We start from the raw sequence: 23,530 nt of genomic DNA, 5'->3' as shown, positions 1-23,530 counted from the left end.
CGGTTACATTCCGAACCCGGAAGCTAAGCCTTTCAGCGCCGATGGTACTGCAGGGGGGACCCTGTGGGAGAGTAGGACGCCGCCGAACAAATTTTAAGAAGAGCCCCGTGGGAACCAACGTTCCTGCGGGGCTTTTCTGTGTTTTCGTGATCTTGGGACCCGGGGGACGGCCCGGGCGGCGGGGCAGGTAAGGTCAGGGGGCATCGTTGGCACATTTCCCCCACAGGAGGCCCCCGCGTGGAGGTCCAGGAGACGCGGGTCCAGACGGATCGCGTCCTCACCATCCCGAATATCCTGAGCATGGCGCGCCTCGTTGGCGTGCCGGTGTTCCTGTGGCTGATCCTGTGGCCGGAATTCGGTGGCCCGAACGCTGATGTCTGGGCGCTCCTGATCCTCGCCCTGAGCGGCGTCAGCGACTACCTGGACGGCAAACTCGCCCGGCGCTGGAACCAGATCAGCAGTCTCGGACGCATCCTCGACCCGGCCGCCGACCGCCTCTACATCCTGTCGACCCTCGTCGGTCTGACATGGCGCGAGATCCTGCCGCTCTGGCTGACCGCGGCCTTGCTGGCACGGGAGCTGATGCTGCTGGTCGCGGTCGGATTCCTCGGGCGCCACCGTTACGGGCCACCCCAGGTGAACTTCCTGGGCAAAGCGGCTACGTTCAACTTGATGTATGCCTTCCCGTTGCTCCTCCTGAGCGACCGGAGGGGCTGGCTTCACGAACTTGCCACTGTTTTCGGATGGGCGTTCGCAGGATGGGGTACGGCGCTCTACTGGTGGGCAGGGATCCTCTACGTGGTCCAGGTCCGTCGAATCATCAGGGCGGACGCCACGGCCGACTGAGCTCTCCGAACCGGCAGGTTGTGCCAGAGCCCGGTGCCCGTACGTAAAACAGGATCAGCGGGCGATTTGGACAGGTGAAGTCGGCAAGACCGTCGTCTCTTAGAGGAGGACGCTTCCGACATGAAGGCCGTTGTGATGGCCGGCGGCGAAGGAACACGCCTTCGCCCTATGACGTCCAGTATGCCCAAGCCCCTGCTTCCGGTTGCCAACCGGCCGATCATGGAGCATGTACTCAGGCTGCTGAAACGGCATGGTCTCAGTGAGACCGTCGTAACCGTGCAATTCCTTGCCTCGCTCGTCAAGAACTATTTCGGCGACGGCGAAGAGCTCGGGATGGAGCTCACCTACGCCAATGAGGAAAAGCCACTCGGTACCGCAGGCAGCGTGAAGAACGCCGAGGAAGCCCTCAAGGACGACGCCTTCCTCGTCATCTCCGGCGATGCCCTCACCGATTTCGATCTCACCGATCTGATCAGGTTCCACAAGGAAAAGGGCGCCCTCGTCACCGTCTGTCTCACACGGGTTCCCAACCCGCTCGAGTTCGGCATCACGATCGTGGACGAGGCCGGCAAGGTCGAACGCTTCCTGGAAAAGCCCACCTGGGGTCAGGTCTTCTCGGACACCGTCAACACCGGTATCTACGTCATGGAGCCGGAGGTCTTCGACTACTTCGAGCCCGATGTGCCGGTCGACTGGTCAGGCGATGTCTTTCCGCAGCTCATGAAGGAAGGCAAGCCGATCTACGGCTATATCGCCGAGGGCTATTGGGAGGACGTCGGCACACACGAAAGCTATGTGAAGGCACAGGCCGATGTGCTCGAAGGCAAGGTCGACGTCGAGATCGACGGCTTCGAGATCTCGCCGGGCGTCTGGGTCGCCGAGGGCGCCGACGTCCATCCCGACGCGGTGCTCCGCGGGCCGTTGTACATCGGCGACTACGCCAAGATCGAAGCGGATGCGGAGCTGCGCGAGCACACCGTCGTCGGCTCCAATGTCGTCGTCAAGAGCGGTGCCTTCCTGCACCGTGCCGTGGTGCACGACAACGTCTACATCGGGCAGCAGAGCAATCTGCGCGGCTGTGTGATCGGCAAGAACACCGACATCATGCGAGCGGCCCGCATCGAGGACGGCGCCGTCATCGGCGATGAGTGCCTCATCGGTGAAGAATCGATCGTGCAGGGCAATGTACGGGTCTACCCGTTCAAGACCATCGAGGCCGGCGCATTCGTCAATACGTCGGTGATCTGGGAGTCCCGCGGCCAGGCGCATCTGTTCGGCGCCCGCGGCGTGTCCGGGATCCTCAATGTCGAGATCACGCCAGAACTTGCCGTACGGCTCGCGGGCGCGTATGCCACTACGCTCAAGAAGGGCTCCACGGTCACCACCGCGCGCGACCACTCCCGTGGCGCCCGGGCACTCAAGCGCGCGGTGATCTCCGCACTGCAGGCCAGCGCCATCGACGTACGCGACCTGGAGAACGTCCCGCTGCCCGTCGCACGCCAGCAGACCGCTCGCGGCAGCGCCGGCGGCATCATGGTCCGGACGACGCCCGGCGTGCCGGACTCCGTCGACATCATGTTCTTCGACGAGCGAGGCGCGGATCTCTCGCAGGCCGGGCAGCGCAAGCTCGACCGGGTCTTCGCGCGCCAGGAGTACCGTCGCGCCTTCCCCGGCGAGATCGGCGATCTGATCTTCCCGGCCAGTGTCTTCGACTCCTACACCGGGTCCCTGCTGCGGGCCGTGGACATCACGGGCATCAGCGAGTCCGGGCTGAAGGTCGTGGTGGACGCCTCGAACGGCAGCGCGGGCCTGGTGCTGCCCAGCCTGCTCGGACGGCTCGGCGTGGACTCCCTGACGATCAACCCCGGGCTCGACGAGTCCCGGCCGACCGAGACGCCCGACGCGCGGCGCTCGGGGCTCGTCCGGCTGGGCGAGATCGTGGCATCGGCCCGGGCCGCCTTCGGCGTGCGCTTCGATCCCGTGGGCGAACGGCTCTCCCTCGTGGACGAGCGCGGCCGGATCATCGAGGACGACCGCGCACTCCTGGTCATGCTGGATCTGGTGGCGGCCGAGCGCCGCGCCGGGCGGGTGGCGCTGCCGGTCACCACGACCCGGATCGCGGAGCAGGTGGCTGCCTACCACGGGACACAGGTGGAGTGGACGACGACCTCGCCCGACGACCTGACCCGGGTGGGGCGCGAAGACAGCACCGTCTTCGGCGGGGACGGCAGAGGCGGATTCATCATCCCCGAGTTCAGCAGCGTCTTCGACGGTGCTGCCGCCTTCGTCCGGCTGATCGGCCTGGTGGCCCGCACTCAGCTCACGCTGAGCCAGATCGACGCACGGATCCCGCGGGCGCACGTCCAGCGCCGTGACCTGGCCACCCCCTGGGCGGTCAAGGGACTCGTCATGCGGCATGTCGTCGAGGCGGCCGGCGACCGGGACGTGGACACCACCGACGGCGTACGGGTCGTGGAGCCGGACGGTCGCTGGGTCCTGGTGCTGCCCGACCCCGCTGAGGCGGTCACCCACCTGTGGGCGGAAGGGCCGGACGATGCCTCGGCCCAGCAGCTGCTGGACGAGTGGTCCGCAGTGGTGGACAGCGCAGGACGCTGACCTGACCCCACCGGCGGCCCGTGCCTCGGCACGCCGGTGGGGCCATTGGGAGACCGCGCGGCCGACGTGCGACGATGTGCGGCATGTCGCAGCAGCGCCCCGATCGGAGCAACACGAACACCGCGGCCGCGCGCCCCGATGCGTCCATGTCGCTGCTGACCAATGTGATGGATCACAGTCTCGATGACGGATACGCCGAGGCGGCCGCCCGGAAGTCCGAGGCCGGGGTACGTGGTCTGCCGCGTACCCTGCGGGCGAAGTTGGGTCTCGCGGCAGGTCTGGTGCTCGCCGCGCTCGTGGTGACGGTGGGGGCGGCGCAGGCGCGGATATCGGCACCGACGCTCGCCAAGGAGCGCGAAGAGCTGATCAACCGCATCCAGAAGGGCACCGGCGAGGCGGACCGGCAGCAGCAGCGGGTCGACGCCCTCCGGGACGACGTCAGCAAGATGCAGCGCGAGGCGCTGAAGCAGCACGGCGGAGACAAGGCCGAACTGCTGGCCCTGCTGTCCGGTTCGACCCAGGTCTCCGGACCTGGCGTGAAACTGGTCGTGGACGATGCCAAGGACGCGGAGTCCAGCGGCGGCGGACCGCGCGAGAGCAGTGGTTTCTCGGACACCGGGCGGGTACGCGACAGAGACATGCAGCGCGTGGTCAACGGCCTGTGGGCGTCCGGCGCTGAGGCCATCTCCGTCAATGGACAGCGGCTTACGTCACTCTCGGCGATCAGAGCCGCAGGAGACGCCATACTGGTCGACAACAAGCCACTGGTGCCGCCTTATACGGTGCTGGCGGTGGGGGACGGGCAACGGCTGAGCACCGCTTTCCAGGACAGCGCCGACGGTCAGTACCTTCATGTGCTGCAGGAGAACTATGGCGTGCGCACCAGGATTTCCGTGGAGAACGAGGTCAGGCTGACGCCCGCGCCCAGTTTGATCGTACGTACCGCAAAGCCGCAGGCCGGTGCCGCCAAGGCGGACGGCACCGACACAGGGAAGGGCACATCGTGATCGCCGTATTGGGCCTCATCGTGGGAGTCGTGGTCGGGCTTGTCGTCCGACCCGTGGTGCCGACGGTGGTCGAGCCCTACTTGCCGATCGCTGTCGTCGCGGCGCTGGATGCCGTGTTCGGCGGTCTGCGCGCGATGCTGGACGGCATCTTCGACGACAAGGTCTTCGTGGTCTCCTTCCTGTCGAACGTCGTCGTCGCCGCGCTGATCGTCTTCCTCGGTGACAAGTTGGGCGTCGGTGCCCAACTCTCCACCGGCGTCGTCGTGGTGCTGGGTATCCGGATCTTCTCCAACGCCGCCGCGATTCGCCGGCACGTCTTCCGGGCGTGAGGCGGATGTCGACGGACGAGATCCCGGAGCCGGAGAAGAAGCCGGCGCAGCCAGGGCAGGCGGAGCAGCCCACGCGGGCGGATCAGTCGGAGCAGCCGGAGCCCGAGAAGGCGCCGGTGCCCGAGAAGCAGCCGGACCTCGGGAAGGCGCCACCGCCCGAGAAGACGACCGATCCGGAGAGCGATTCGGAGACCGAGGCGGAGACCGAGCTGAAGCGGCCGGAGCGGGAGCCGGACAGCGGCCCGGCCGGCCGGTGGCCGATGCCGCCCGAGAGCCGGAGTATCCCGGAGCGGGCGGAAGCCGAGGAAGATACCGAAGCTCCGGAACCGGACAGTGCTGGACAGAAGGCCGACAAAGGGGCAGACTCCTCGACTCCGGAGGCGGTTGCCGATGGCGGGAGTGCGGAGCGCCCGAAGAGCGGTCGGGAGCGGCTGGTGGCGAGCCTGTGGCCGCCGCGGCTGACCCGGGCTCAACTGATCGTTGCGTTGCTCCTGTTCATTCTCGGCCTCGGCCTGGCGATTCAGGTACGTTCCACAAGTGACAGCAGTGCGCTGCGGGGTGCGCGTCAGGAGGACTTGGTGCGCATTCTGGACGAGCTGGACAATCGCTCCCAGCGGTTGACAGACGAACAGCGGCGTCTGGAAGGGCAGAAGACCGAGCTGGCGAACAGCTCGGACCAGGCCGAGGAGGCCCGTAAGCAGACCGTGGAGAAGGAACAGCAGCTGGGTGTGCTGGCCGGGACCGTCGCGGCGCAAGGGCCCGGCATCAACCTGACCATCGACGACCCGGCGCACTCCGTCGAGGCGGACAAGCTGCTGGACACCATCCAGGAGCTGCGGGCGGCCGGCGCCGAGGCCATCCAGGTCAATGATGTCCGGGTCGTCGCCAACACTTCTCTTTCGGATCTCCGGGGTGGCGTGGCGATCGACGGTAAGCGTGTCGTGCAGCCGTACCGCTTCAAGGTCATCGGTAAGCCGCAGGATCTGGAACCGGCGCTGAACATCCCCGGCGGAGTGGTCCAGACGCTGGAAAAGGAGCAGGCCAAGGTGTCTGTGACCCGTGAGGAGAAGATCATTGTGAACGCCTTGCGAGAGGCGAAGCGGCCTGACTACGCTCGGTCGTCATCGCAGTGAGGCGTACACGTATGTCGAGTGCCCGGCGAGGGCATGAGGTAGCGGGGGGTCGACGCACCGTGCGTGTGGTGTGTGGTGGAAACTGTCTGAAGGCCACGGACGTTCACAGGATGTCCGGATCGGCCGGTGTGTGCATCGAGGGTTCGTCCTGCCCCACGGGCGGGTCTATGTCGTTCAAGGGGAATCGCCCGTGAAGTTGTTTGGAAAGCTGTTCGGCAAGAGCGCGCGCCAGGATGGCGGCAGCGGCTCCGCGCGGCACCGTGCGTCGGGCCGGCCCGACGAGAGCGGCGCGGCGGAGGACCGTCCGCTCTTCCGTGACGAGGTCAGCGGCCCGTCCGGGGGGTCCGGCGCGGGTTCTGTTGACCCCTCCGGTGCCGGCCGCATAGGTTCCCAGGAACCATCAGCCGCACGCACGGGTGGAGGGTCGGCCTTGCCGGTTTGTACGAGGTGCGGGAACCGGAATGCCGAGGCGAGCCGGTTCTGTTCCAACTGTGGTGCACCGCTGCGCACGGGCGGTCAGCCCGAGCGGCCATCCGAGACGACGTCGACCATCTCCATTTCGGGGCTGGAGGCGTACGACTCGGAAGCGACGGGCCAGAATCTGTCGCCGTCGCTGTCCCCCGAGGCCCAGGCGGCTGTCGACGCCCTTCCGTTGGGGTCGGCGCTGCTGGTCGTCCGCCGGGGTCCGAATTCGGGCAGCCGCTTCCTTCTCGACAGTGAGCTGACGACTGCGGGCCGGCATCCGCAGGGCGACATCTTCCTCGACGACGTGACGGTCTCGCGCCGTCACGTGGAATTCCGCCGGGGCCCGGACGGGCTCTTCACGGTCGCCGACGTCGGCAGCCTGAACGGCACCTACGTCAACCGCGAGCGGATCGACTCCGTCACCCTTGCCAACGGCGACGAGGTCCAGATCGGCAAGTTCCGCCTGGTCTTCTACGCCAGCCAGCGAGGCGCCGGTATCTGACCGGCCGGGGAAGGCATATGCGCGATACACCGAAAGGCGGTGCCGGCTTTGCCGGCGCCGCCTCCTCGGACGGCAAGCCGGTGAGCATCGGCACGGTGCTCACCCTGCTGCGCGAGGAGTTTCCCGAGGTCACCATCTCCAAGATCCGCTTCCTGGAGGCCGAGGGACTGGTCGAGCCGAAGCGCACGCCTTCCGGATACCGCAAATTCACGGCGGCGGACGTCGAGCGGCTGGCCGCCGTCCTGCGGATGCAGCGGGACCACTATCTGCCGCTGAAGGTCATCCGGGAGCATCTGGACGCCCTGGAGCGCGGTGAGCGGGTGCAGCTGCCCGCTCCGGCCACACCCTCCCGCGACCTCGTCGAAGGCATGCACGAGCCGGGCGAGGAGCGCCCGACGGCTGCCCGCATCGGCCGGGCGGAGCTGCTGGCCGCCGCGGAGGTGGACGAGGCGGCCCTCGCCGACTGGGAGTCCTACGGACTCATCGTCCCTCATGCGGAGGGCGGATACGACATCGAGGCCGTCACGGTGGCCAAGCTCGTTGCGGACCTGGGCCGTTTCGGTCTGGAACCGCGGCATCTGCGTGCCGTGAAGGCGGCCGCCGAGCGCGAGGCGGGCCTGGTCGAGCAGGTCGTTGCACCCCTTCGGCGGCACCGTAACCCGCAGACCAGGGCCCATGCCGAAGCCACCGCCAGAGAGCTGGCAACGCTGTCCGTACGGCTGCACGCGGCACTGGTGCAGAGTGCTTTGCGGGTCCGGCTGTAGTGAGCAAACGAGTGCCCGACTACCCAAACCGGCCGGGCACGTCCTAGGGTTGCTGTGTGAACGAGCTCGACGTCGTGGGTGTCCGGGTGGAAATGCCTTCCAGCCAACCGATCGTGCTCCTGCGGGAGGTGGGAGGCGACCGATACTTGCCCATTTGGATCGGGCCAGGGGAGGCCACCGCCATCGCCTTTGCCCAGCAGGGCATGGTCCCTGCCAGGCCGCTGACGCACGACCTTTTCAAGGATGTGCTCGAAGCGGTGGGCCAGGAGCTGACGCAGGTCCGCATCACGGATCTGCGCGAGGGGGTTTTCTATGCCGAACTTGTCTTCGCGAGCGGAGTCGAGGTCAGCGCGCGTCCGTCCGACGCGATAGCGCTGGCTCTGCGCACGGGGACGCCGATCTTCGGTACCGACGGTGTGCTGGACGACGCGGGGATCGCCATCCCGGACGAGCAGGAGGACGAGGTGGAGAAGTTCCGCGAGTTCCTCGACCAGATCTCGCCCGAGGACTTCGGGACCAACAGCCAGTAATACCGGCCAGGCGAACGGTCTGTTTCCGGCCAAACCTCTAGCTGTTCCCCGTGCGGGGTCACGAGAAACCACTCGTAGGGTGATTATCACTCGGCGTGGCGAGCGCGGCGATCGTTGACGCACCCCGAGTGACTGCATACCGTCGATGTGGCAGGTCCCGTCCGGGACGTGGAGGACGGAGGGCGGCGTGGCAATCACCGGCGACGGTATGGCGGCGGAAGGGGCGTTGCCGCTCCACTCGGGCGCAGCAGCGAACCCTGCCCCGGCACCGGCCGCGGCGGTGTCGGGGGACTGCGAGGCTCAGAACATCGGCTATCGCGGCCCGACCGCCTGTGCGGCAGCGGGCATCACCTATCGGCAGCTCGACTACTGGGCGCGTACGGGCCTGGTGGAGCCGAGCATCCGGCCGGCGTACGGGTCCGGAACCCAGCGGCTCTACAGCTTCCGGGACGTCGTGGTCCTGAAGATCGTCAAGCGGCTGCTGGACACCGGGGTGTCGCTGCAGAACATCCGCACCGCCGTCCAGCACCTGCGGGCGCGCGGGCTGGCGGACCTGACGCGGATGACGCTCATGAGCGACGGTGCGACGGTCTACGAGTGCACCTCGCCCGACCAGGTCGTGGATCTGCTCCAGGGCGGCCAGGGCGTCTTCGGGATCGCCGTGGGCGTGGTGTGGCGGGACGTGGAGGGCGTGCTGTCACAGCTCCACGGGGAGCGCGTGGACACCGGCGAGACCCTGATCGGGAAGAACCCGCACGACGAGCTGGCGCGGCGGCGTAACCGGGCGGGCTGAGTCCGAGGCGGCATCACCGGCCCGGCACGGGCCGATTGTCAGTGGCATGGGGCAGCATCGGAGATGTGAGACCCGCGCCGACGATCCTGCATCTCGACATGGATGCGTTCTTCGCGGCCGCCGAGCAGGCGGCCAAGCCGAGCCTTCGCGGCAAGCCCGTGGTGGTCGGCGGGATCGGCGTGCGCGGGGTGGTCTCCACGGCGTCGTACGAAGCCCGGGTGTTCGGCATCCGGTCCGCGATGCCCACGGCCCAGGCACGTCGGCTGTGCCCCAACGCCGCTTATCTCACCCCGCGCTTCTCGCTGTACCGCCAGGTGAGCGAGACGGTGATGGAGCTGCTGCACGCGCTGTCGCCGCTGGTGGAGCCGCTGAGCCTGGACGAGGCCTTCGTCGACCTGGAAGCGGGCGGGGTGCCGCCTCGGACGGCTGCCGCGCGGGCCGTGGGGGAGCGGCTGCGCCGCGAGATCCGATCCGCCACGGGTCTGACCGGCTCGGTGGGGCTGGCCGGCGCCAAGATGCTGGCGAAGATCGCGTCCGAGGTGGCCAAGCCGAACGGGCTGGTGGTGATCGAGCCCGGTACCGAGCGTGAGCTGCTGGGCCCGATGACGGTGCGGACGCTGCCCGGGGTGGGGCCCGCGACGGCCGAGGCGCTGCGCCGGGCCGGGATCCATACCGTCGCGGAGACCGCGGAGGCCGGTGAGGCCGAGCTGGTGCGGCTGCTGGGCAAGGCGCACGGTGCCGGGCTGTATGCGATGGCGCTGGGCCGGGACGACCGTCCTGTGGTGGCCGAGCGGGACGCGAAGTCCATCTCGGTCGAGGACACCTTCGAGGTCGATCTGACCGACCGGGCGCGGGTGCGGAGCGAGGTACTGCGGCTGGCGGACCGCTGCGTGCAGCGGCTGCGGGCCGCCGGGCGCTCCGGGCGGACGGTGGTCATCAAGGTGCGCAACTACGACTTCTCGACGCTGACCCGCTCCGAGACGCTCCGAGGGCCCACCGACGACCCCGCGGTGATACGGGAGGCCGCCGTGCGGTTGCTGGAGATGGTGGACACCACCGGCGGGGTCCGGCTGCTGGGCGTGGGGGTCAGCGGCCTGGCCGACTTCACACAGGAGGATCTGTTCGCCCAGGTGGCGACGGAGCGCGAGGCGGAGGAGGCGGAGAAGGCCGCGAGAGCGGCGGCGGAGCTGTCCGGGGGCGTGGCGGCGGCGCGGGAGGCCGAGGAGGACCGGCCGCGGCGCTGGCATCCCGGACTGGACGTGGTGCACGACGAGTACGGCCCGGGCTGGGTGCAGGGGAGCGGGGTGGGACGGGTGACCGTGCGCTTCGAAACGCCGTGGTCCGCACCGGGGAGGGTGCGGACCTTTGCTGTCGAGGATCCGGCGCTGCGGCCGGGGGAGCCCCTGCCGCTGGTGGGCGGGGGACCGGCGGACGGTCAGTCGTCCGAGCCGGCGATCCTGCCGAAGTCCTTGTCACCGGAGCCGGGCGACGACACCGCAGGGTCGGAGGCCGGGGAGGAGATATCCAGGCGGTAGTGGTGATAGAGCTGAAGTTCCTGCTCGGGGGAGAGGTGGCGGCCGACGCCGAAGTCCGGCGCGTCCTTGATCAGCTTGCGGTCGTAAGGAATGTGCAGGCCCTCACCGACCATCTTGCTGGGTTCGAGGGGGACGAACGCGTCCCGGCTGAAGAGTCCGGTGCGCACGGCCGCCCACTCCGGTTCCCCCGTCGCGTCGTCGAGATACACCTCGTCGATCGTGCCTATTTTGGCGCCGTTACGGTCGAACGCTTTGCGGCCGATCAGGCTCCGGGGATCGATATCGGTTTGCACGGTCCCTCCAATTGGTCGCAACTGCCCTCTGACAACAACCAAACGGCACATTTCATGCCCTGGCCACTCGAAGGATCCTTCGAGTGCGGCGCTGGTAGGCTGGCCAATGGCCGCAGACCCCGTGCGGGAGAGTCCTTTGTCGTTCGCGACGAGGGCGCCGAAGGAGCAAATCCTCCCCGGAATCTCTCAGGCACACGTACCGCGTGGGCGAGGTCACTCTGGAAAGCAGGGCGGGCCACGGAAGGCACAGCTCCGGGGCCCCTCCTCACCGACGGTGAAAGCCGGGCCGCCTCGCGCGGGCCGGTGAAGCTCTCAGGTTGAGATGACAGAGGGGGAGGCCGTCCGGGCACCCGCGCCGTGGTGCCCCTCGTAGGTCGTACGACCAGGAGGCCCCCGCAGATGACCACCAATCGCATCTCCTTGACCGAGCTGGAACGCGGCACCCCCTTCGAGCACCGGCACATCGGTCCCGACCACGAGGCGCAGGCGAAGATGCTCGCGCACATCGGGTTCGGATCGCTGGATGAGCTCACCGACACCGCCGTTCCCGATGTGATCAAGAGCGCGGAGGCGCTCGGGCTGCCGCAGGCCCGTACCGAGGCCGAGGTGCTGCAGGAGCTGCACGGCCTCGCGGACCGTAACCAGGTGCTGGCGTCCATGATCGGGCTCGGTTACCACGGCACGTTCACCCCGCCGGTGATCCTGCGCAATGTCATGGAGAACCCGGCCTGGTACACGGCCTACACCCCCTACCAGCCGGAGATCTCGCAGGGCCGCCTCGAGGCGCTGCTGAACTTCCAGACGATGGTCGCCGACCTGACCGGTCTGCCCACCTCCGGCTCCTCGCTGCTGGACGAGGGCACCGCGGCCGCCGAGGCGATGGCGCTCTCCCGCAGGGTCGGCAAGGTCAAGCAGGGAATCTTCCTGGTCGACGCCGACTGTCTGCCGCAGACCATCGCCGTGATCGAGACCCGTGCGGAGCCCACCGGCGTCGAGGTCGTGGTCGCCGACCTGTCCGACGGCATCCCGGCCGGGATCGCCGAGCGTGGTGTGTTCGGTGTGCTGCTGCAGTACCCCGGCGCCTCCGGTGCGGTCCGCGACCCGCGCGCCGTGATCGAGCAGGCCCACGAGCTGGGCGCGGTCGTCACCGTCGCCGCCGATCTGCTCGCCCTCACGCTGCTGACCTCGCCCGGCGAGCTCGGCGCGGACATCGCCGTCGGCACCACCCAGCGCTTCGGCGTCCCGATGGGCTTCGGCGGGCCGCACGCCGGCTTCATGGCCGTCCGCGACCAGTTCGCCCGGAGCCTGCCCGGGCGTCTGGTGGGCGTCTCCGTCGACGCCGACGGCAACAAGGCCTACCGCCTCGCGCTGCAGACCCGCGAGCAGCACATCCGCCGGGAGAAGGCCACCAGCAACATCTGCACCGCGCAGGTGCTGCTCGCCGTCATGGCCGGGATGTACGCGGTCTACCACGGCCCCGAGGGTCTGCGGACGATCGCCCGGCGCACCCACCGCTACGCCGCGGTCCTCGCCGAGGGCCTGCGGGCCGGCGGGGTGGAGATCGTCCACGACGCGTACTTCGACACGCTGACCGCGCGGGTGCCCGGCCGGGCCGCCGAGGTCGTCGCCGCCGCCCGCGAGGCCGGTGTCAACCTCCGGCAGGTCGACGCCGACCTCGTCGGTATCGCGTGCGACGAGACCACCGGGCGTGCGCAGCTGGCCGGTGTCTGGGGCGCCTTCGGGGTGCACGGCGACGTCGAGCAGCTGGACGCGGACGCCGCCGAAACGCTGCCGCAGGCCCTGCTGCGCAGCGACGACTACCTCGCCCACCCGGTCTTCCACCAGTACCGCTCCGAGACCGCGATGCTGCGCTACCTGCGCACCCTCGCCGACAAGGACTACGCGCTGGACCGCGGCATGATCCCGCTCGGCTCCTGCACGATGAAGCTGAACGCGACCACCGAGATGGAGCCGGTCACCTGGCCCGCCTTCGGGCAGCTGCACCCCTTCGCGCCGGCCGCCCAGGCCCAGGGCTACCTCACGCTGATCCAGGAGCTGGAGGAGCGGCTGGCCACCGTCACCGGCTACGACAAGGTCTCCATCCAGCCCAACGCCGGATCGCAGGGCGAGCTGGCCGGTCTGCTGGCGGTGCGTGCCTACCACCGTGCCAACGGCGACGAGCAGCGCACGGTCTGCCTGATCCCGTCCTCCGCGCACGGCACCAACGCCGCCAGTGCGGTGATGGCCGGGATGAAGGTCGTCGTCGTCAAGACCGGTGAGGACGGCGAAGTCGACGCCGGCGATCTGCACGCCAAGATCGAGAAGCACCGTGACGAGCTCGCGGTCCTGATGGTCACCTACCCCTCCACCCACGGCGTGTTCGAGGAGCACATCACCCAGATCTGCGCGACGGTGCACGAGGCCGGCGGCCAGGTCTACGTCGACGGCGCCAACCTCAATGCGCTGGTCGGCCTCGCCGAGCCCGGCAAGTTCGGCGGGGATGTCTCGCACCTCAACCTGCACAAGACGTTCTGCATCCCGCACGGCGGCGGTGGCCCGGGCGTCGGCCCGGTCGGCGTGCGCGCCCACCTGGCGCCGTACCTGCCCAACCACCCGCTGCAGCCCGGCGCGGGTCCCGAGACGGGCGTGGGACCGATCTCCGCGGCGCCCTGGGGCTCGGCCGGCATCCTGCCGATCTCCTGGGCGTACGTCCGCCTGATGGGCGGCGAGGGCCTCAAGCGCGCCACCCAGGTGGCGGTGCTGAGCGCCAACTACATCGCCAAGCGCCTGGAGCCGCACTACCCGGTGCTCTACACCGGCCCCGGCGGTCTGGTCGCGCACGAGTGCATCATCGACGTGCGGCCGCTGACCAAGGCGACCGGTGTGAGCATCGACGACGTCGCCAAGCGGCTCATCGACTACGGCTTCCACGCGCCGACGATGTCGTTCCCGGTGGCCGGCACGCTCATGATCGAGCCGACCGAGAGCGAGGACCTCGGCGAGCTGGACCGGTTCTGCGACGCGATGATCGCCATCCGTGCGGAGATCGAGAAGGTCGGCAAGGGGGAGTGGGACAAGGACGACAACCCGCTGCGCAACGCCCCGCACACCGCGGGCGCGCTCGGTGGCGAGTGGTCGCACCCGTACACCCGCGAGGAGGCCGTCTTCCCGGCCGGCGTCGAGGCCTCGGAGAAGTACTGGCCGCCGGTGCGCCGCATCGACGGTGCCTTCGGCGACCGTAACCTCGTCTGCTCCTGCCCGCCGCTGGACGCGTACGACAACTGAGTCACGGCAACCGAGTCACGGCGAGGACGCACCGCGCCGGATTCACCGCAACATTCAAGGGCCCTCGGCAGATCTGCCGGGGGCCCTGTGGTGCGTGCCGCGCTCGCGGGTCAGGCGGCGGCGGTGGCGCGAGCGCGGTGCGGGGCGATGACCTGCCCGTCCGGCAGCAGCTCACCGGTGTCCTCGAAGAGCAGGACGCCGTTGCAGAGCAGGCTCCAGCCCTGCTCCGGGTGGTGCGCCACAGGGTGTGCGGCCTCCCGGTCGGTGGAGTCGGCTGACGGGCATGGCGGTTGGTGCTGGCACATGGAAGTTGTCTTTCGCTGCGGTGTGGTGAACGTCGTTGTGCGGCGCGATGAGGTGTGCATGGCCGCTCCCCCGTTTCCATCGGTCGGTCCCAGTGTTGCCCCACGGGCGGGATTCCGCAGGGATTTCGCAGCAGCGGTACTCACTCGGTAGGGACGCGTCACCCATGCGGGCGGTTGCTCCCAATTGCACTCCTCCCCAAGAGGGTTGGGAGTGGTAGCCGCGGACTAGCCCGCGTGGGTGAGCGCGACAGAGCGCCCCGTGGCCCGAAGGGGCCGCGGGGCATGCTCATGCCGGGTGACGGGCACCGGTGTCCGCCGGGGAGAACCGGAGCCGGTGTGCGGGTTCAGGCGGGTTCGGCGAGGAGCGGGGCGGCCGGTGTGAGGCGCAGCGTGAGCCGGGGGAGCAGGTCGGCGATGCGCTGCGGGCGGTGCGCGGCGATCCCCGGCGGGGCGGGCGCCAGCGGCACCAGCAGGTCACCGGGCGCGGCCAGTCCTTCGGTGCCGTCCGAGGTGAGGTCGTGGTGCAGCCACAGGGTGAGCATGTAGAGCTCGGGTACGGACAGCAGCCGCGGCTGGTAGGGGGTCGCGAGCGACTCGGCCTGTGCCAGTGCCTGCTCGGTCGCGGCGACGTAGGGGCCGCCGCAGAACCGTGCGAAAGTCCAGCCGTCCGCGGTGAGCGCCACTTCGGCGGTCGCCACGGCCCGCTCCCCGCCGCGGACCAGGAAACGCCAGCCGGCCAGGCGGGTCCGCGGCATACCGCCGGTCCGGCTGACGTCCTCCCAGACGTGGACGGGCAGCGCGTGGTCGGGGCTGAGCGGGCCCTGATGGGCGCGCAGCGCGGAGACCGGGGCCTCGCGGACCGCCGTGGGGGAGCCGAGGGCGGCGAGAACGCAGCGCAGGGCAGGCGTGGGGGCAGGGGGAAGGTGCAGCGGCATGGTGGGTCGCCTCTCACTTCGGAGACACGGTGGAGCCGGGCAGGTGCAAACGACGCTGTCTGCGTGCGGGGTCAGAGCGTGGCCGGCCGGGGCTGCGGCCCGGCGAGGTCAGTCGCTGTGCCCCCGTGCCGGTGGGAACACCGGGACGCTGGGCGCCAAGTCTCTGCCTCGTAAGCGGAGTTTATACGACGTATGTTCTGAAAGTGTTTCGACTACCGGCCTTGTGGATTTCGGGCAAGGGGAAATCCAGACCCCTGCCTGAGACACTTTCTTCCGCTTTGTTCCTCGCTTTTACGGCGCCACCTCGTATTCCTTCGGCGGCGCGGTAGGCCGGATCTCGCCGGTATTTCTCGTGATGGAAATGCTGAAGGCGCTCGCCGCCGAGATATGCCTGAGGGAGGTGCCGGAGGCCGGTCCGATTCGAGCCTATCGGTACCGGCGTGCCCCCGTGGCGTTATCGATCAGATTGCCGGGGCATCATCGACCGTAGCGTGAGCCCCGCCGCAGTCGGGGAAGGCCCCAAGCGGCCCGTGGTAGCGGGCCGTTCACTCGAGGAGGGACCCTTCGATGGGGGAGAAGGTCGCCGCGGACGGGATCGACCTGGCGGACCGGGAGCGTTATCGAAGAAAGCTCCACGAGTGTCTTGAGGCATTGCGGAGGCTCCTGGAGGAGGAGAGGTTCGACCGGCCCAAAAATCTCATGGGGCTGGAGATCGAACTCAATCTTGCGGGCGCCGACGGGCTGCCCCGGATGATGAACTCTCAAGTTCTTGAGCGCATCGCCAGCGGTGATTTCCAGACCGAACTCGCCCAGTGCAATCTTGAGGTCAACATCCTGCCGCACCGATTGAGCGGCCGGGTCCTGGACCAGCTCGCCGAAGAACTCCGTACGGGACTCGCCTATGCCGAAAGGAAGGCACGCGAGGTCGCCGCCCGGATCGTGATGATCGGCATCCTGCCCACCCTGCACGCCACCGACCTCACGGCCGCCAGCCTCTCCGAGAACGACCGCTATGTCCTGCTCAACGACCAGATGCGGGCGGCCCGCGGCGAGGACTTCGCACTGGACATCCGGGGCGTCGAGCACCTGGTCTCCCGCTCGCCCTCCATCGCGCCGGAGGCCGCCTGTACCTCGGTCCAGCTGCACCTCCAGGTGACACCGGGCCGCTTCGCGGCGGTCTGGAACGCGGCACAGGCCATTGCCGCCGTGCAGGTGGCCGTCGGCGCCAACTCACCGTTTCTCTTCGGCCGTGAGCTGTGGCGCGAGTCCCGGCCGCCGGTCTTCCAGCAGGCCACCGATACCCGGGCGCCCGAGCTGCAGGCCCAGGGGGTACGCCCCCGCACCTGGTTCGGCGAGCGCTGGATCGAGTCCGCATACGACCTGTTCGAGGAGAATCTGCGCTATTTCCAGCCGCTGCTGCCGTTGTGCGGACCGCAGGAGCCGCTGCGGGTCCTCGACGAGGGCGGGGCCCCAGACCTGGACGAACTGGTACTGCACAACGGCACGATCTACCGCTGGAACCGCCCGGTCTACGCGGTCGCCGACGGTGTCGCGCATCTCAGGGTCGAGAACCGGGTGCTGCCGGCCGGCCCCACCGTCGCCGACGTCATCGCCAACACCGCCTTCTACTACGGACTGGTACGCGCGCTGGCCGAGGAGCCGCGCCCCCTCTGGTCGCGGCTCCCGTTCGCCGCCGCGGCCCGTAATTTCGACGCCGCCTGCCGGTACGGCATCGACGCCACCCTTGACTGGCCCCGCCCCGGACGGGCCGGCGGGATCGCCGAGATCCCGGCCGTACGGCTGGTGCGCCGGGAACTGCTGCCCCTGGCGGCTCGCGGGCTGGACGCCTGGGGGGTGGAACCGGCCGACCGTGACCACTACCTCAGCATCATCGAGGAACGCTGCCGGCGCCGGGTCAACGGCGCGTCCTGGCAGGCCGCGGCCTGCCATCACGCCCGGCGCCAGGGTCTGGACCGGGAGGCCGCGCTCGCCGCGATGACCCGGCGCTACAGCGAGCTGATGCACACCGGGGAGCCGGTGCACACCTGGCCGGTCGCCTGGTCGGTCGGCCGGCGGCCCGTCGTACGGGAGCCACAGGAGGCGGCGAGCGAGGGGATGTAGCGGGGCGTGCCCGGTGGGTGCCGGGGCGGCGGGACGGCCCGTCCCTCGCGCGCGGTGCTCAGCGCGGACCCTTGCCGCCCGCCGTCATCAGGGCCTTGAGGAGCACCTGGTGGATCTGCGACGGGTCGCCGAGGCGGTGGGCCGATCCGCCGGTCGGCGCCACGATGCGGTCCAGGGCCGCGGTGTCGGCGGCCGGGCCGATCGCGAAAGCGATCACCGGCACCGGTCTCTTGGGGTCGGAGAGCTCCTTGACCTTGTCGACCAGGGCGTCGAGGCCGAGGCCGGCGTCGTCGTTGGCCCCGTCGGTGACGATGACCAGGGAGTTGAGCTTCCCGCTCGTGTACGTGGTGCAGGCTTCCCGGTACGCCGCGAGCGTGGTGTCGTACAGGCCGCCGCCGCCACGGGGCACCGGGGCCAGCGAGCCGAACGCGCTGGTGAGGGCGTCCCGGTGGGTGCCGCCGGCCGGGTCCCGGTCGCCGAGGCGGCCGGTGGGGGACAGCTCCACATAGTCCTTGGCGCCGTCCAGGAAGGTGGCGAACTTCCACAGCCCGATCTCGTCCTCGGGAGTGAAGGTGGCCAGCGCCTGGAGCAGGGATTGCCTGGCGAGATCCATCCGGGACCGGCCGCCACCACCCGGGACGGTGGTGCCCATCGACGCCGTGGCGTCCACGACCGTGGTCAGGCGGATGTTCTGGACGGTGACCGTCCACCTGCCCATCACTGCCTGGAGTTCCTTGACGGTCGGCGGATCGGCGGGGGCGGCGGAGTACGGCTGCGGGGCGCGCCCGCCGGCCCCGGTGACGACCTTCGGGTCCGCCGCGCCGTTGCCGGCCCGGAAGCCGTGCCGGCGCAGCGTGCGCTGTCCGTCGGCCTCGCCCAGCAGCGTCATGAAACGGCTGGCGGCGCGGGTCTGCTCGGGGCTCAGCGCCACGTCGTCGACCAAGGTGTACGGGTAGTCGAGCCGGGCCGTGCCGTCCTGGGGGTAGAACAGGTTCAGCCGGGGGCCGCCGCCCGCCGCGGCGTTGTGGGCGTACGCGGCCTGTTCCGACAGCAACAGCGCCTGGTTGCGGCGCGGATTGCCCTGCTCCGCACCGGAGCCGTCACGCGGCAGGGTGGCCAGTGCCTGACCGTCGCTGTCCGCGGTCCGCTGGTGGAGAAGCTTGGCCGTCGCGGCGGTGCGGGTGCCGGCCTCGCCGCTGTCCTGGGTGTCCTTGGCGTTGGCGGCGCCTATCCGGTCCAGGGCGAGCAGCCCGGTGGCGCTGCGCGCCGGGTCGGCGACGCCCAGGCGCGGCGTGTCGCCGGAGGTCGCGGCCCTGATCAGCTTCGTCCAGGAGTAGGTCTTCCCGGGCCAGCCCAGCGAGCCGGCGGTTCCGGGGACGGCGCCCAGGGTGATCGGGGACGAGGCGATGGTGCTCGCGGCGGTCAGCGGAGTGCCACGCTCCGCGTCGACCCGGTCCACCCACAGGCTCGAATCCGGTATCCATACCTGGAATTCGGGGTTGACCGGCCGCTGTCCGAAGGCGTCGGCGACGTCGCCCGGGGCGCGCGCGGTGATCCTCACGTCCAGACATCTGCCGTCGGTGCGGGTCGCGTCCTCGCGGGCAGTCTTGGCCACCGCGTCGAGCGCCGGGGCGATATCGGGCGAGGCGGCCACGTCGAGCCGCGCCGACCGGCCGTTGCACGGACCCCCGAACGGGAGCAGACCGCTGCGCAGCGCCACCACCGAGCCCGCGACGACGGTCAGCGCGAGGCCGGTGGAGATGACGAGGGTGCGCCGGCGTGTACCTGAGCGGGCCCCCGTGCGCTCCGGTGCGGAGCCGTCGGGCAAGCTGTGTCGTCCCATTGCGGTAGCGCCTCTCCTTCTCGGAGCTCGATCGGGATTCGATGGGGAGAGGGGAAGCGCGCCACGTGGATGGCGCCCGTCCCCGGCCTGTCGCGCGCGATCTTCGTACCTGCTGCCGAGACCCTAGCGGGGCGGTGGTGGCGAAGAGGCGGTAATGCGGAAGTGGAGGAAGCGTGCAGTCGGATACAAGTCCCGCGGCTGATGCGGACGTTCCCGGTAAAGGGCCCGGTGCGGGGCCGGGGACGGGAGTGGCCGAGGAGCCGTCCCGGAGCATCCTGCGGAGCGAGACGCTGATCGTCCTGGCCCTCTCGCTGGGCGCCAGCGCGGTGTCGGCGCTGATCAGCTTCATCGGATCGCTGACCAAAACCGGCGGCCTCAAGCACCAGGCGGCGACGCTCAACGGCTCGCATGCGCCAGGCCGGCCCTGGCTGGATCTCGCCTGGCAGCTGTTCGGTATCGCGACTGCCCTCGTCCCCGTGGTGCTGGTGGCACATTTTCTGCTGCGTGAACGGGCCGGGGGGCTGCGGGCGATCGGCTTCGACCGGCGGCGGCCCGGCTTCGACCTGAGCCGGGGGCTCGGGCTGGCCGCCGTCATCGGCGGCAGCGGGCTGCTGCTCTATCTGGGCGCGCGGGCGGCCGGATTCAATCTGACGGTGGTCCCCGAGGCGCTGCCCGCGGTGTGGTGGAAGATCCCGGTGCTGATCGCCTCCGCGGTACAGAACGCCGTCCTGGAGGAGGTCATCGTCGTCGGGTATCTGCTGCGCAGGCTGGGGCAGTTGGGATGGTCCCCGATGGCGGCGCTCGCGGCCAGTTCGTTGCTGCGCGGTTCCTACCACCTCTACCAGGGCGTCGGCGGCTTCGTCGGCAACATGGTGATGGGCGTGATCTTCGTCCTGCTCTACCGGCGATGGGGGCGGGTCGGGCCGCTGGTCGCCGCCCATGCCCTGATCGACACCGTGGCGTTCGTCGGCTATGCGGTGCTCGCGGGGCACGTGAGCTGGCTGCCGACGGCGTGAGACGGATGAGGCGTGGGGCGGCGCCGGGCCGGCCGCCCACCCCTGAGGGCCGTCCCGTAACCCCTGCGCCCGCCAGGGGTTTCGGGACAGCGTTCGGAAGCTGCTGTTGCGCGGTCCGGCTCAGCCGGTGACCAGCAGCTCCCCGTCGATGACCGTGACCGCCGAGCCGGTCAGCAGCGTACGGTCGCCGCGCAGCTCGGTGCGTACGAAGCCGGTGCGGGCGGCGCCCTGCAGGCCGACGAGCGCGTCACGGCCCAGGCGTGCCGACCAGAACGGGGCGAGCGCGGTGTGCGCGCTGCCCGTGACCGGGTCCTCGTCGATACCCACTCCGGGGAAGAAGCAGCGCGAGACGAAGTCATAGCCGCCGCCGGGGTTTTCGGCGCGCGCCGTGGTGATCACGCCGCGGCCGCCGTGTCCGGCCAGCGCCTTGAGATCCGGGGCGAGCGCCCGTACGGACTTCTCGTCGGCCAGCTCCACCAGGAGATCCCCGACAGCGGGGCCGGTCTCGTGCACCGAGCGGATCTCGGTGCCCAGGGCGCCCGCGACGAGCGGCGGCACCTCGACGGGCGTGAGCGGGGCGGTCGGGAAGTCCATGGTGATCGCCCCGCCGGAGCCGGCCGTCGTGGTCAGCACCCCGCTCCGGGTGCGGAAGCGGACCGTCCCGGTGGCCGTCCCGGTGGTGTGCAGCACATGTGCGGTGGCCAGTGTGGCGTGCCCGCACATGTTCACCTCGGCGGCCGGGGTCAGCCAGCGCAGCGCCCAGTCGGCGTCCTCGCCCTCGGGCAGCGGGTGCGCAAAGGCGGTCTCGGAGAGGTTGACCTCGGTGGCGACCTGCTGCAGCCAGGCCGTGTCGGGGAAGGCGGCGGAGTCGAGGAGCACGACTCCCGCGGGGTTTCCGGCGAACGGACGCGCACTGAAGGCGTCGACGATACGAATCCTCATGGTCGCGAGCGTAGAGGTGCCGCAAAGCCCCAGGCCAAGGCCAATTCGAGGGAATTGGCCATGGGGCGCCGGGCCGGTCACGGCTGCCCGTGGCGCACGGCCGGCACAAGACGTACATCCGCCTACTCCACTCGGGGGCTTGCTTCTACGAACAGTCCCGATATATCGTTGAGGTATCGCGACCGATCAACGAGAGAAAGGGAGGACGCCATCATGCGTTCCCACGGACACGAGCACGGACATGAGCACTGCGGCCCCGGACGCCACGGCGGCCGTGGCGACTTCGGGGGTGGCGGGGAGCGGAGGCGTTCCCCCTTCGGCCCGTTCGGCCCGCCGTTCGGGGGCCCGCCCTTCGGTGGGCCGCCCATGGGTGGACGGGGGCGCGGCGGACCGCGCGGCCGGGCGCGGCGCGGCGATGTGCGTGCCTCGATACTGGCGCTGCTCAAGGACCGCCCGATGCACGGCTACGAAATGATCCAGGAGATCGCCGAGCGCAGCGGCGGGGCGTGGAAGCCCAGCCCCGGCTCGGTCTACCCGACGCTGCAGCTCCTGGAGGACGAGGGGCTGATCACCAGTGCCAGTGAGGGCGGCAAGAAGCTGTTCTCGCTGACCGACGCGGGGCGCACCGAGGCCGACAGCGGCTCGGACGCCCCCTGGGAGGACGCCGGCCGCGGCGTCGACTGGGAGGCGATGAACGAGATCCGCAAGGCCGGCAGCGGCCTGGTCGAGGCCTTCCGCCAGGTGTGGGCCACGGGCAGCCCCGCTCAGCGGGAGAAGGCGATGGCGGTGGTCAACAGGGCACGCAAGGAGCTGTACCTGATCCTCGCCGAGGAGGACTGAGCGGCGCGTGGCGGTCGCTGCGGGCGGCGGGGGCTTCGGGGGCCGGAGCGCGTGGGCGGCTCCCGGAGTTCAGGTGACCAGGCCGGTGAGCCTGCGCAGTGACTCGTTCAGCGCGGCGCCCGCCGAGTCCCTGAGTTTGCCGGCCATCAGCGAGACCGCGGCGCCGGTGAACGCCCCGTCGATCCGCACGGCCGTCGCCCCGCCGTCCGGAACGAGCTCGTAGCGCATCTCCAGGCTGACCCCCATCGGGCCCTTGCCCTGGATGTCGAGGAGGCGGCCGGGCTCCAGTTCCCGTACGGTCCACACGACTTCGGCGGGGAAGCCCATCAGCTTCATGTTCTCCTCGTAGCCCGCGCCGACCTCGAGCGATTCCGGCCCGCCTTTGGGGAAGGCGGTGTGGGTGGCGTTCCATTCCCCGTACGAGTCGAAGTCGGTGAGCCGGTCCCAGAGCTTCTCGGCCGGCGCTTCGATACGGGCCTGCGCGGACACTTCGGCCATGCGATCACCCCTTCGGTGACGGTCCCTGGCTGATGCCGCGGAACGTAGCCGCACGGGGGTGAAGGTTCAATACCGATGAAGGCTTTTGCTGATGGGGCGTCAGTAATCGGGGAGGGGGCCGTCCGGGGCGGCCGCGATGTAACGGCGGCCGCCCCGGGCTCGGATGTCCGGCCTCCACGATTTCCGCACATCTCCTCCGTAAGGATGAGATGGTGTGCGGCCGTGCCCAACCATCGTGGGATGCGTAAATGCTTCTCGCCGGGGATGCCCCGGCGCTCGGGGGCTGGTGGGGTGGGTGGTGTGCAAAACCGTACTGCGTACAGTGGTGGCGACGGGCTCGCCCAGGAGGAGCTCGACAACTCGCTCACCGTCGAACTCGCGACGGTCGTCTCCGCCGCCCGCAGGCGGGCCACCCGCGACGGCGACCGGCAGGTCGACACCGCCCATCTGCTGCACGGCCTCCTGGAATCGGACCCCGCCGTACGCGACGCCTTCGACGGTGCCCCGCAGATCGCCCGGCTGCTGGGCTACCTCGTCCAGCGCAGCATCGGCTACGGACTCCAATGGCACGGCACCATCGAGGACTCCGGCGCGGTCCCCCTGGTGGCCGAGGGCGGGGTTCCCGGCTGGTCACCGGCCGCGGCCGCTGCCATGGACGGCGCCCTGGACCGTGCCCACGCCCGCTACGCCACCCGTGCGGACTGCCTCGACCTGCTCGCCGCTTTGGTGGACGACCCCGAATCCCGGGCCGTCGAAGTGCTGCGCCGGGCCTCCGTCGACACCGGCCGTCTCGCCTCCCGTCTGGACGGGGAGCGCGCGGGCTGCGACTGACGGGGAACGCCCCGCACGTCAAGGACAGGGGCATCGGGGGTGTCACTGCTGACGGCGGCTGCCATGATGACCCGATGCACGCGTCATCGGGGAGCCCGGCA

21 protein-coding genes, 1 rRNA gene and 1 riboswitch are annotated in these 23,530 nt (G+C 69.9%); of the genes, 16 read left to right on the top strand and 6 right to left on the bottom strand.

The window, feature by feature from the left end; translation table 11 throughout:
* The 11 genes from rrf to ACGFR7_RS34585 form a co-directional block, all read left to right on the top strand.
* Positions 1-88: ribosomal RNA gene (gene rrf / locus ACGFR7_RS34635) — 5S ribosomal RNA — on the top strand; the annotation flags it as partial.
* Between the two features lie 149 nt (positions 89-237).
* On the top strand, positions 238-846 hold the full coding sequence (locus tag ACGFR7_RS34630) for a CDP-alcohol phosphatidyltransferase family protein (protein ID WP_393327194.1): 609 nt from the start codon (positions 238-240) through the stop codon (positions 844-846).
* A gap of 120 nt (positions 847-966) precedes the next feature.
* Complete coding sequence (locus tag ACGFR7_RS34625; RefSeq protein ID WP_393327191.1) at positions 967-3,462, top strand: sugar phosphate nucleotidyltransferase; 2,496 nt, start codon at positions 967-969, stop codon at positions 3,460-3,462.
* A gap of 74 nt (positions 3,463-3,536) precedes the next feature.
* On the top strand, positions 3,537-4,469 hold the full coding sequence (locus tag ACGFR7_RS34620; protein WP_393327188.1) for a DUF881 domain-containing protein: 933 nt from the start codon (positions 3,537-3,539) through the stop codon (positions 4,467-4,469).
* Entirely contained in the window at positions 4,466-4,798 is a 333-nt protein-coding gene (locus ACGFR7_RS34615; RefSeq protein WP_003984969.1) for a small basic family protein, read from the top strand. Before ACGFR7_RS34620 ends, ACGFR7_RS34615 begins: the two co-directional genes overlap by 4 nt.
* Positions 4,799-5,058: 260 nt before the next feature.
* Positions 5,059-5,931, top strand: coding sequence for a DUF881 domain-containing protein (locus ACGFR7_RS34610; RefSeq protein ID WP_393327203.1), 873 nt, complete (start codon positions 5,059-5,061; stop codon positions 5,929-5,931).
* 190 nt (positions 5,932-6,121) lie between these two features.
* Positions 6,122-6,898 carry an FHA domain-containing protein gene (locus tag ACGFR7_RS34605; protein WP_393327185.1) on the top strand — a complete coding sequence of 259 codons (777 nt, stop codon included), beginning with the start codon at positions 6,122-6,124 and terminating at the stop codon, positions 6,896-6,898.
* Positions 6,899-6,915: 17 nt separating this feature from the next.
* Entirely contained in the window at positions 6,916-7,662 is a 747-nt protein-coding gene (locus ACGFR7_RS34600) for a MerR family transcriptional regulator (RefSeq protein WP_393327182.1), read from the top strand.
* 56 nt (positions 7,663-7,718) lie between these two features.
* Positions 7,719-8,192, top strand: a complete 474-nt coding sequence (locus tag ACGFR7_RS34595; protein ID WP_006606439.1) for a bifunctional nuclease family protein — start codon at positions 7,719-7,721, stop codon at positions 8,190-8,192.
* Between the two features lie 187 nt (positions 8,193-8,379).
* On the top strand, positions 8,380-8,985 hold the full coding sequence (locus ACGFR7_RS34590) for a MerR family transcriptional regulator (protein WP_088796467.1): 606 nt from the start codon (positions 8,380-8,382) through the stop codon (positions 8,983-8,985).
* Between the two features lie 65 nt (positions 8,986-9,050).
* Positions 9,051-10,520 (top strand): DNA polymerase IV, encoded by a 1,470-nt coding sequence (locus tag ACGFR7_RS34585; RefSeq protein ID WP_393327178.1) that lies wholly within the window; start codon positions 9,051-9,053, stop codon positions 10,518-10,520.
* On the opposite strand, the gene ACGFR7_RS34580 is transcribed toward ACGFR7_RS34585, so the two are convergent.
* Positions 10,421-10,813 (bottom strand): PRC-barrel domain-containing protein, encoded by a 393-nt coding sequence (locus ACGFR7_RS34580; protein ID WP_393327174.1) that lies wholly within the window; start codon positions 10,811-10,813, stop codon positions 10,421-10,423. The genes ACGFR7_RS34585 and ACGFR7_RS34580 overlap by 100 nt on opposite strands.
* A 114-nt stretch (positions 10,814-10,927) precedes the next feature.
* Positions 10,928-11,025: riboswitch (glycine riboswitch) on the top strand.
* A gap of 187 nt (positions 11,026-11,212) precedes the next feature.
* On the opposite strand from ACGFR7_RS34580, the gene gcvP reads away from it, so the two are divergent.
* Positions 11,213-14,098, top strand: a complete 2,886-nt coding sequence (gene gcvP / locus ACGFR7_RS34575; protein WP_393327172.1) for an aminomethyl-transferring glycine dehydrogenase — start codon at positions 11,213-11,215, stop codon at positions 14,096-14,098.
* Positions 14,099-14,208: 110 nt separating this feature from the next.
* Here the strand turns inward: gcvP and ACGFR7_RS34570 are convergent, their stop codons facing one another.
* Both ACGFR7_RS34570 and ACGFR7_RS34565 read right to left on the bottom strand, forming a co-directional pair.
* A complete protein-coding gene (locus tag ACGFR7_RS34570) occupies positions 14,209-14,403 on the bottom strand; it encodes a DUF5999 family protein (RefSeq protein ID WP_393327170.1) in 195 nt (64 codons plus the stop codon).
* Between the two features lie 344 nt (positions 14,404-14,747).
* On the bottom strand, positions 14,748-15,338 hold the full coding sequence (locus ACGFR7_RS34565) for a hypothetical protein (protein WP_393327167.1): 591 nt from the start codon (positions 15,336-15,338) through the stop codon (positions 14,748-14,750).
* A 567-nt stretch (positions 15,339-15,905) separates the two neighbouring features.
* Between ACGFR7_RS34565 and ACGFR7_RS34560 the strand changes: the two genes are divergently transcribed.
* Positions 15,906-17,459: a glutamate-cysteine ligase family protein gene (locus ACGFR7_RS34560; RefSeq protein ID WP_393327166.1), complete on the top strand. Its 1,554-nt coding sequence runs from the start codon at positions 15,906-15,908 to the stop codon at positions 17,457-17,459.
* Positions 17,460-17,517: 58 nt separating this feature from the next.
* Here ACGFR7_RS34560 and ACGFR7_RS34555 read toward each other — a convergent pair whose 3' ends face one another.
* Positions 17,518-19,302, bottom strand: coding sequence for a substrate-binding domain-containing protein (locus tag ACGFR7_RS34555; protein WP_393327163.1), 1,785 nt, complete (start codon positions 19,300-19,302; stop codon positions 17,518-17,520).
* Between the two features lie 248 nt (positions 19,303-19,550).
* On the opposite strand from ACGFR7_RS34555, the gene ACGFR7_RS34550 reads away from it, so the two are divergent.
* Positions 19,551-20,318: a CPBP family intramembrane glutamic endopeptidase gene (locus tag ACGFR7_RS34550; RefSeq protein WP_393327160.1), complete on the top strand. Its 768-nt coding sequence runs from the start codon at positions 19,551-19,553 to the stop codon at positions 20,316-20,318.
* Between the two features lie 120 nt (positions 20,319-20,438).
* On the opposite strand, the gene ACGFR7_RS34545 is transcribed toward ACGFR7_RS34550, so the two are convergent.
* A complete protein-coding gene (locus ACGFR7_RS34545; RefSeq protein WP_393327157.1) occupies positions 20,439-21,260 on the bottom strand; it encodes a PhzF family phenazine biosynthesis protein in 822 nt (273 codons plus the stop codon).
* 213 nt (positions 21,261-21,473) lie between these two features.
* Here ACGFR7_RS34545 and ACGFR7_RS34540 point away from each other — a divergent pair, with 213 nt between their 5' ends.
* Entirely contained in the window at positions 21,474-22,100 is a 627-nt protein-coding gene (locus ACGFR7_RS34540) for a PadR family transcriptional regulator (RefSeq protein WP_393327154.1), read from the top strand.
* Between the two features lie 69 nt (positions 22,101-22,169).
* Here ACGFR7_RS34540 and ACGFR7_RS34535 read toward each other — a convergent pair whose 3' ends face one another.
* Complete coding sequence (locus ACGFR7_RS34535) at positions 22,170-22,598, bottom strand: SRPBCC family protein (RefSeq protein ID WP_393327152.1); 429 nt, start codon at positions 22,596-22,598, stop codon at positions 22,170-22,172.
* A gap of 300 nt (positions 22,599-22,898) precedes the next feature.
* Between ACGFR7_RS34535 and ACGFR7_RS34530 the strand changes: the two genes are divergently transcribed.
* Positions 22,899-23,429: a Clp protease N-terminal domain-containing protein gene (locus ACGFR7_RS34530; RefSeq protein ID WP_393327149.1), complete on the top strand. Its 531-nt coding sequence runs from the start codon at positions 22,899-22,901 to the stop codon at positions 23,427-23,429.
* Positions 23,430-23,530: the final 101 nt, after the last annotated feature.

The sequence above is a fragment of the Streptomyces sp. NPDC048516 genome (assembly GCF_043199875.1).
In the GTDB taxonomy this organism is placed as follows: domain Bacteria; phylum Actinomycetota; class Actinomycetes; order Streptomycetales; family Streptomycetaceae; genus Streptomyces.
Note: the sequence above shows the minus strand (reverse complement) of the source record. Positions and strands in the feature narration are given on the sequence as shown.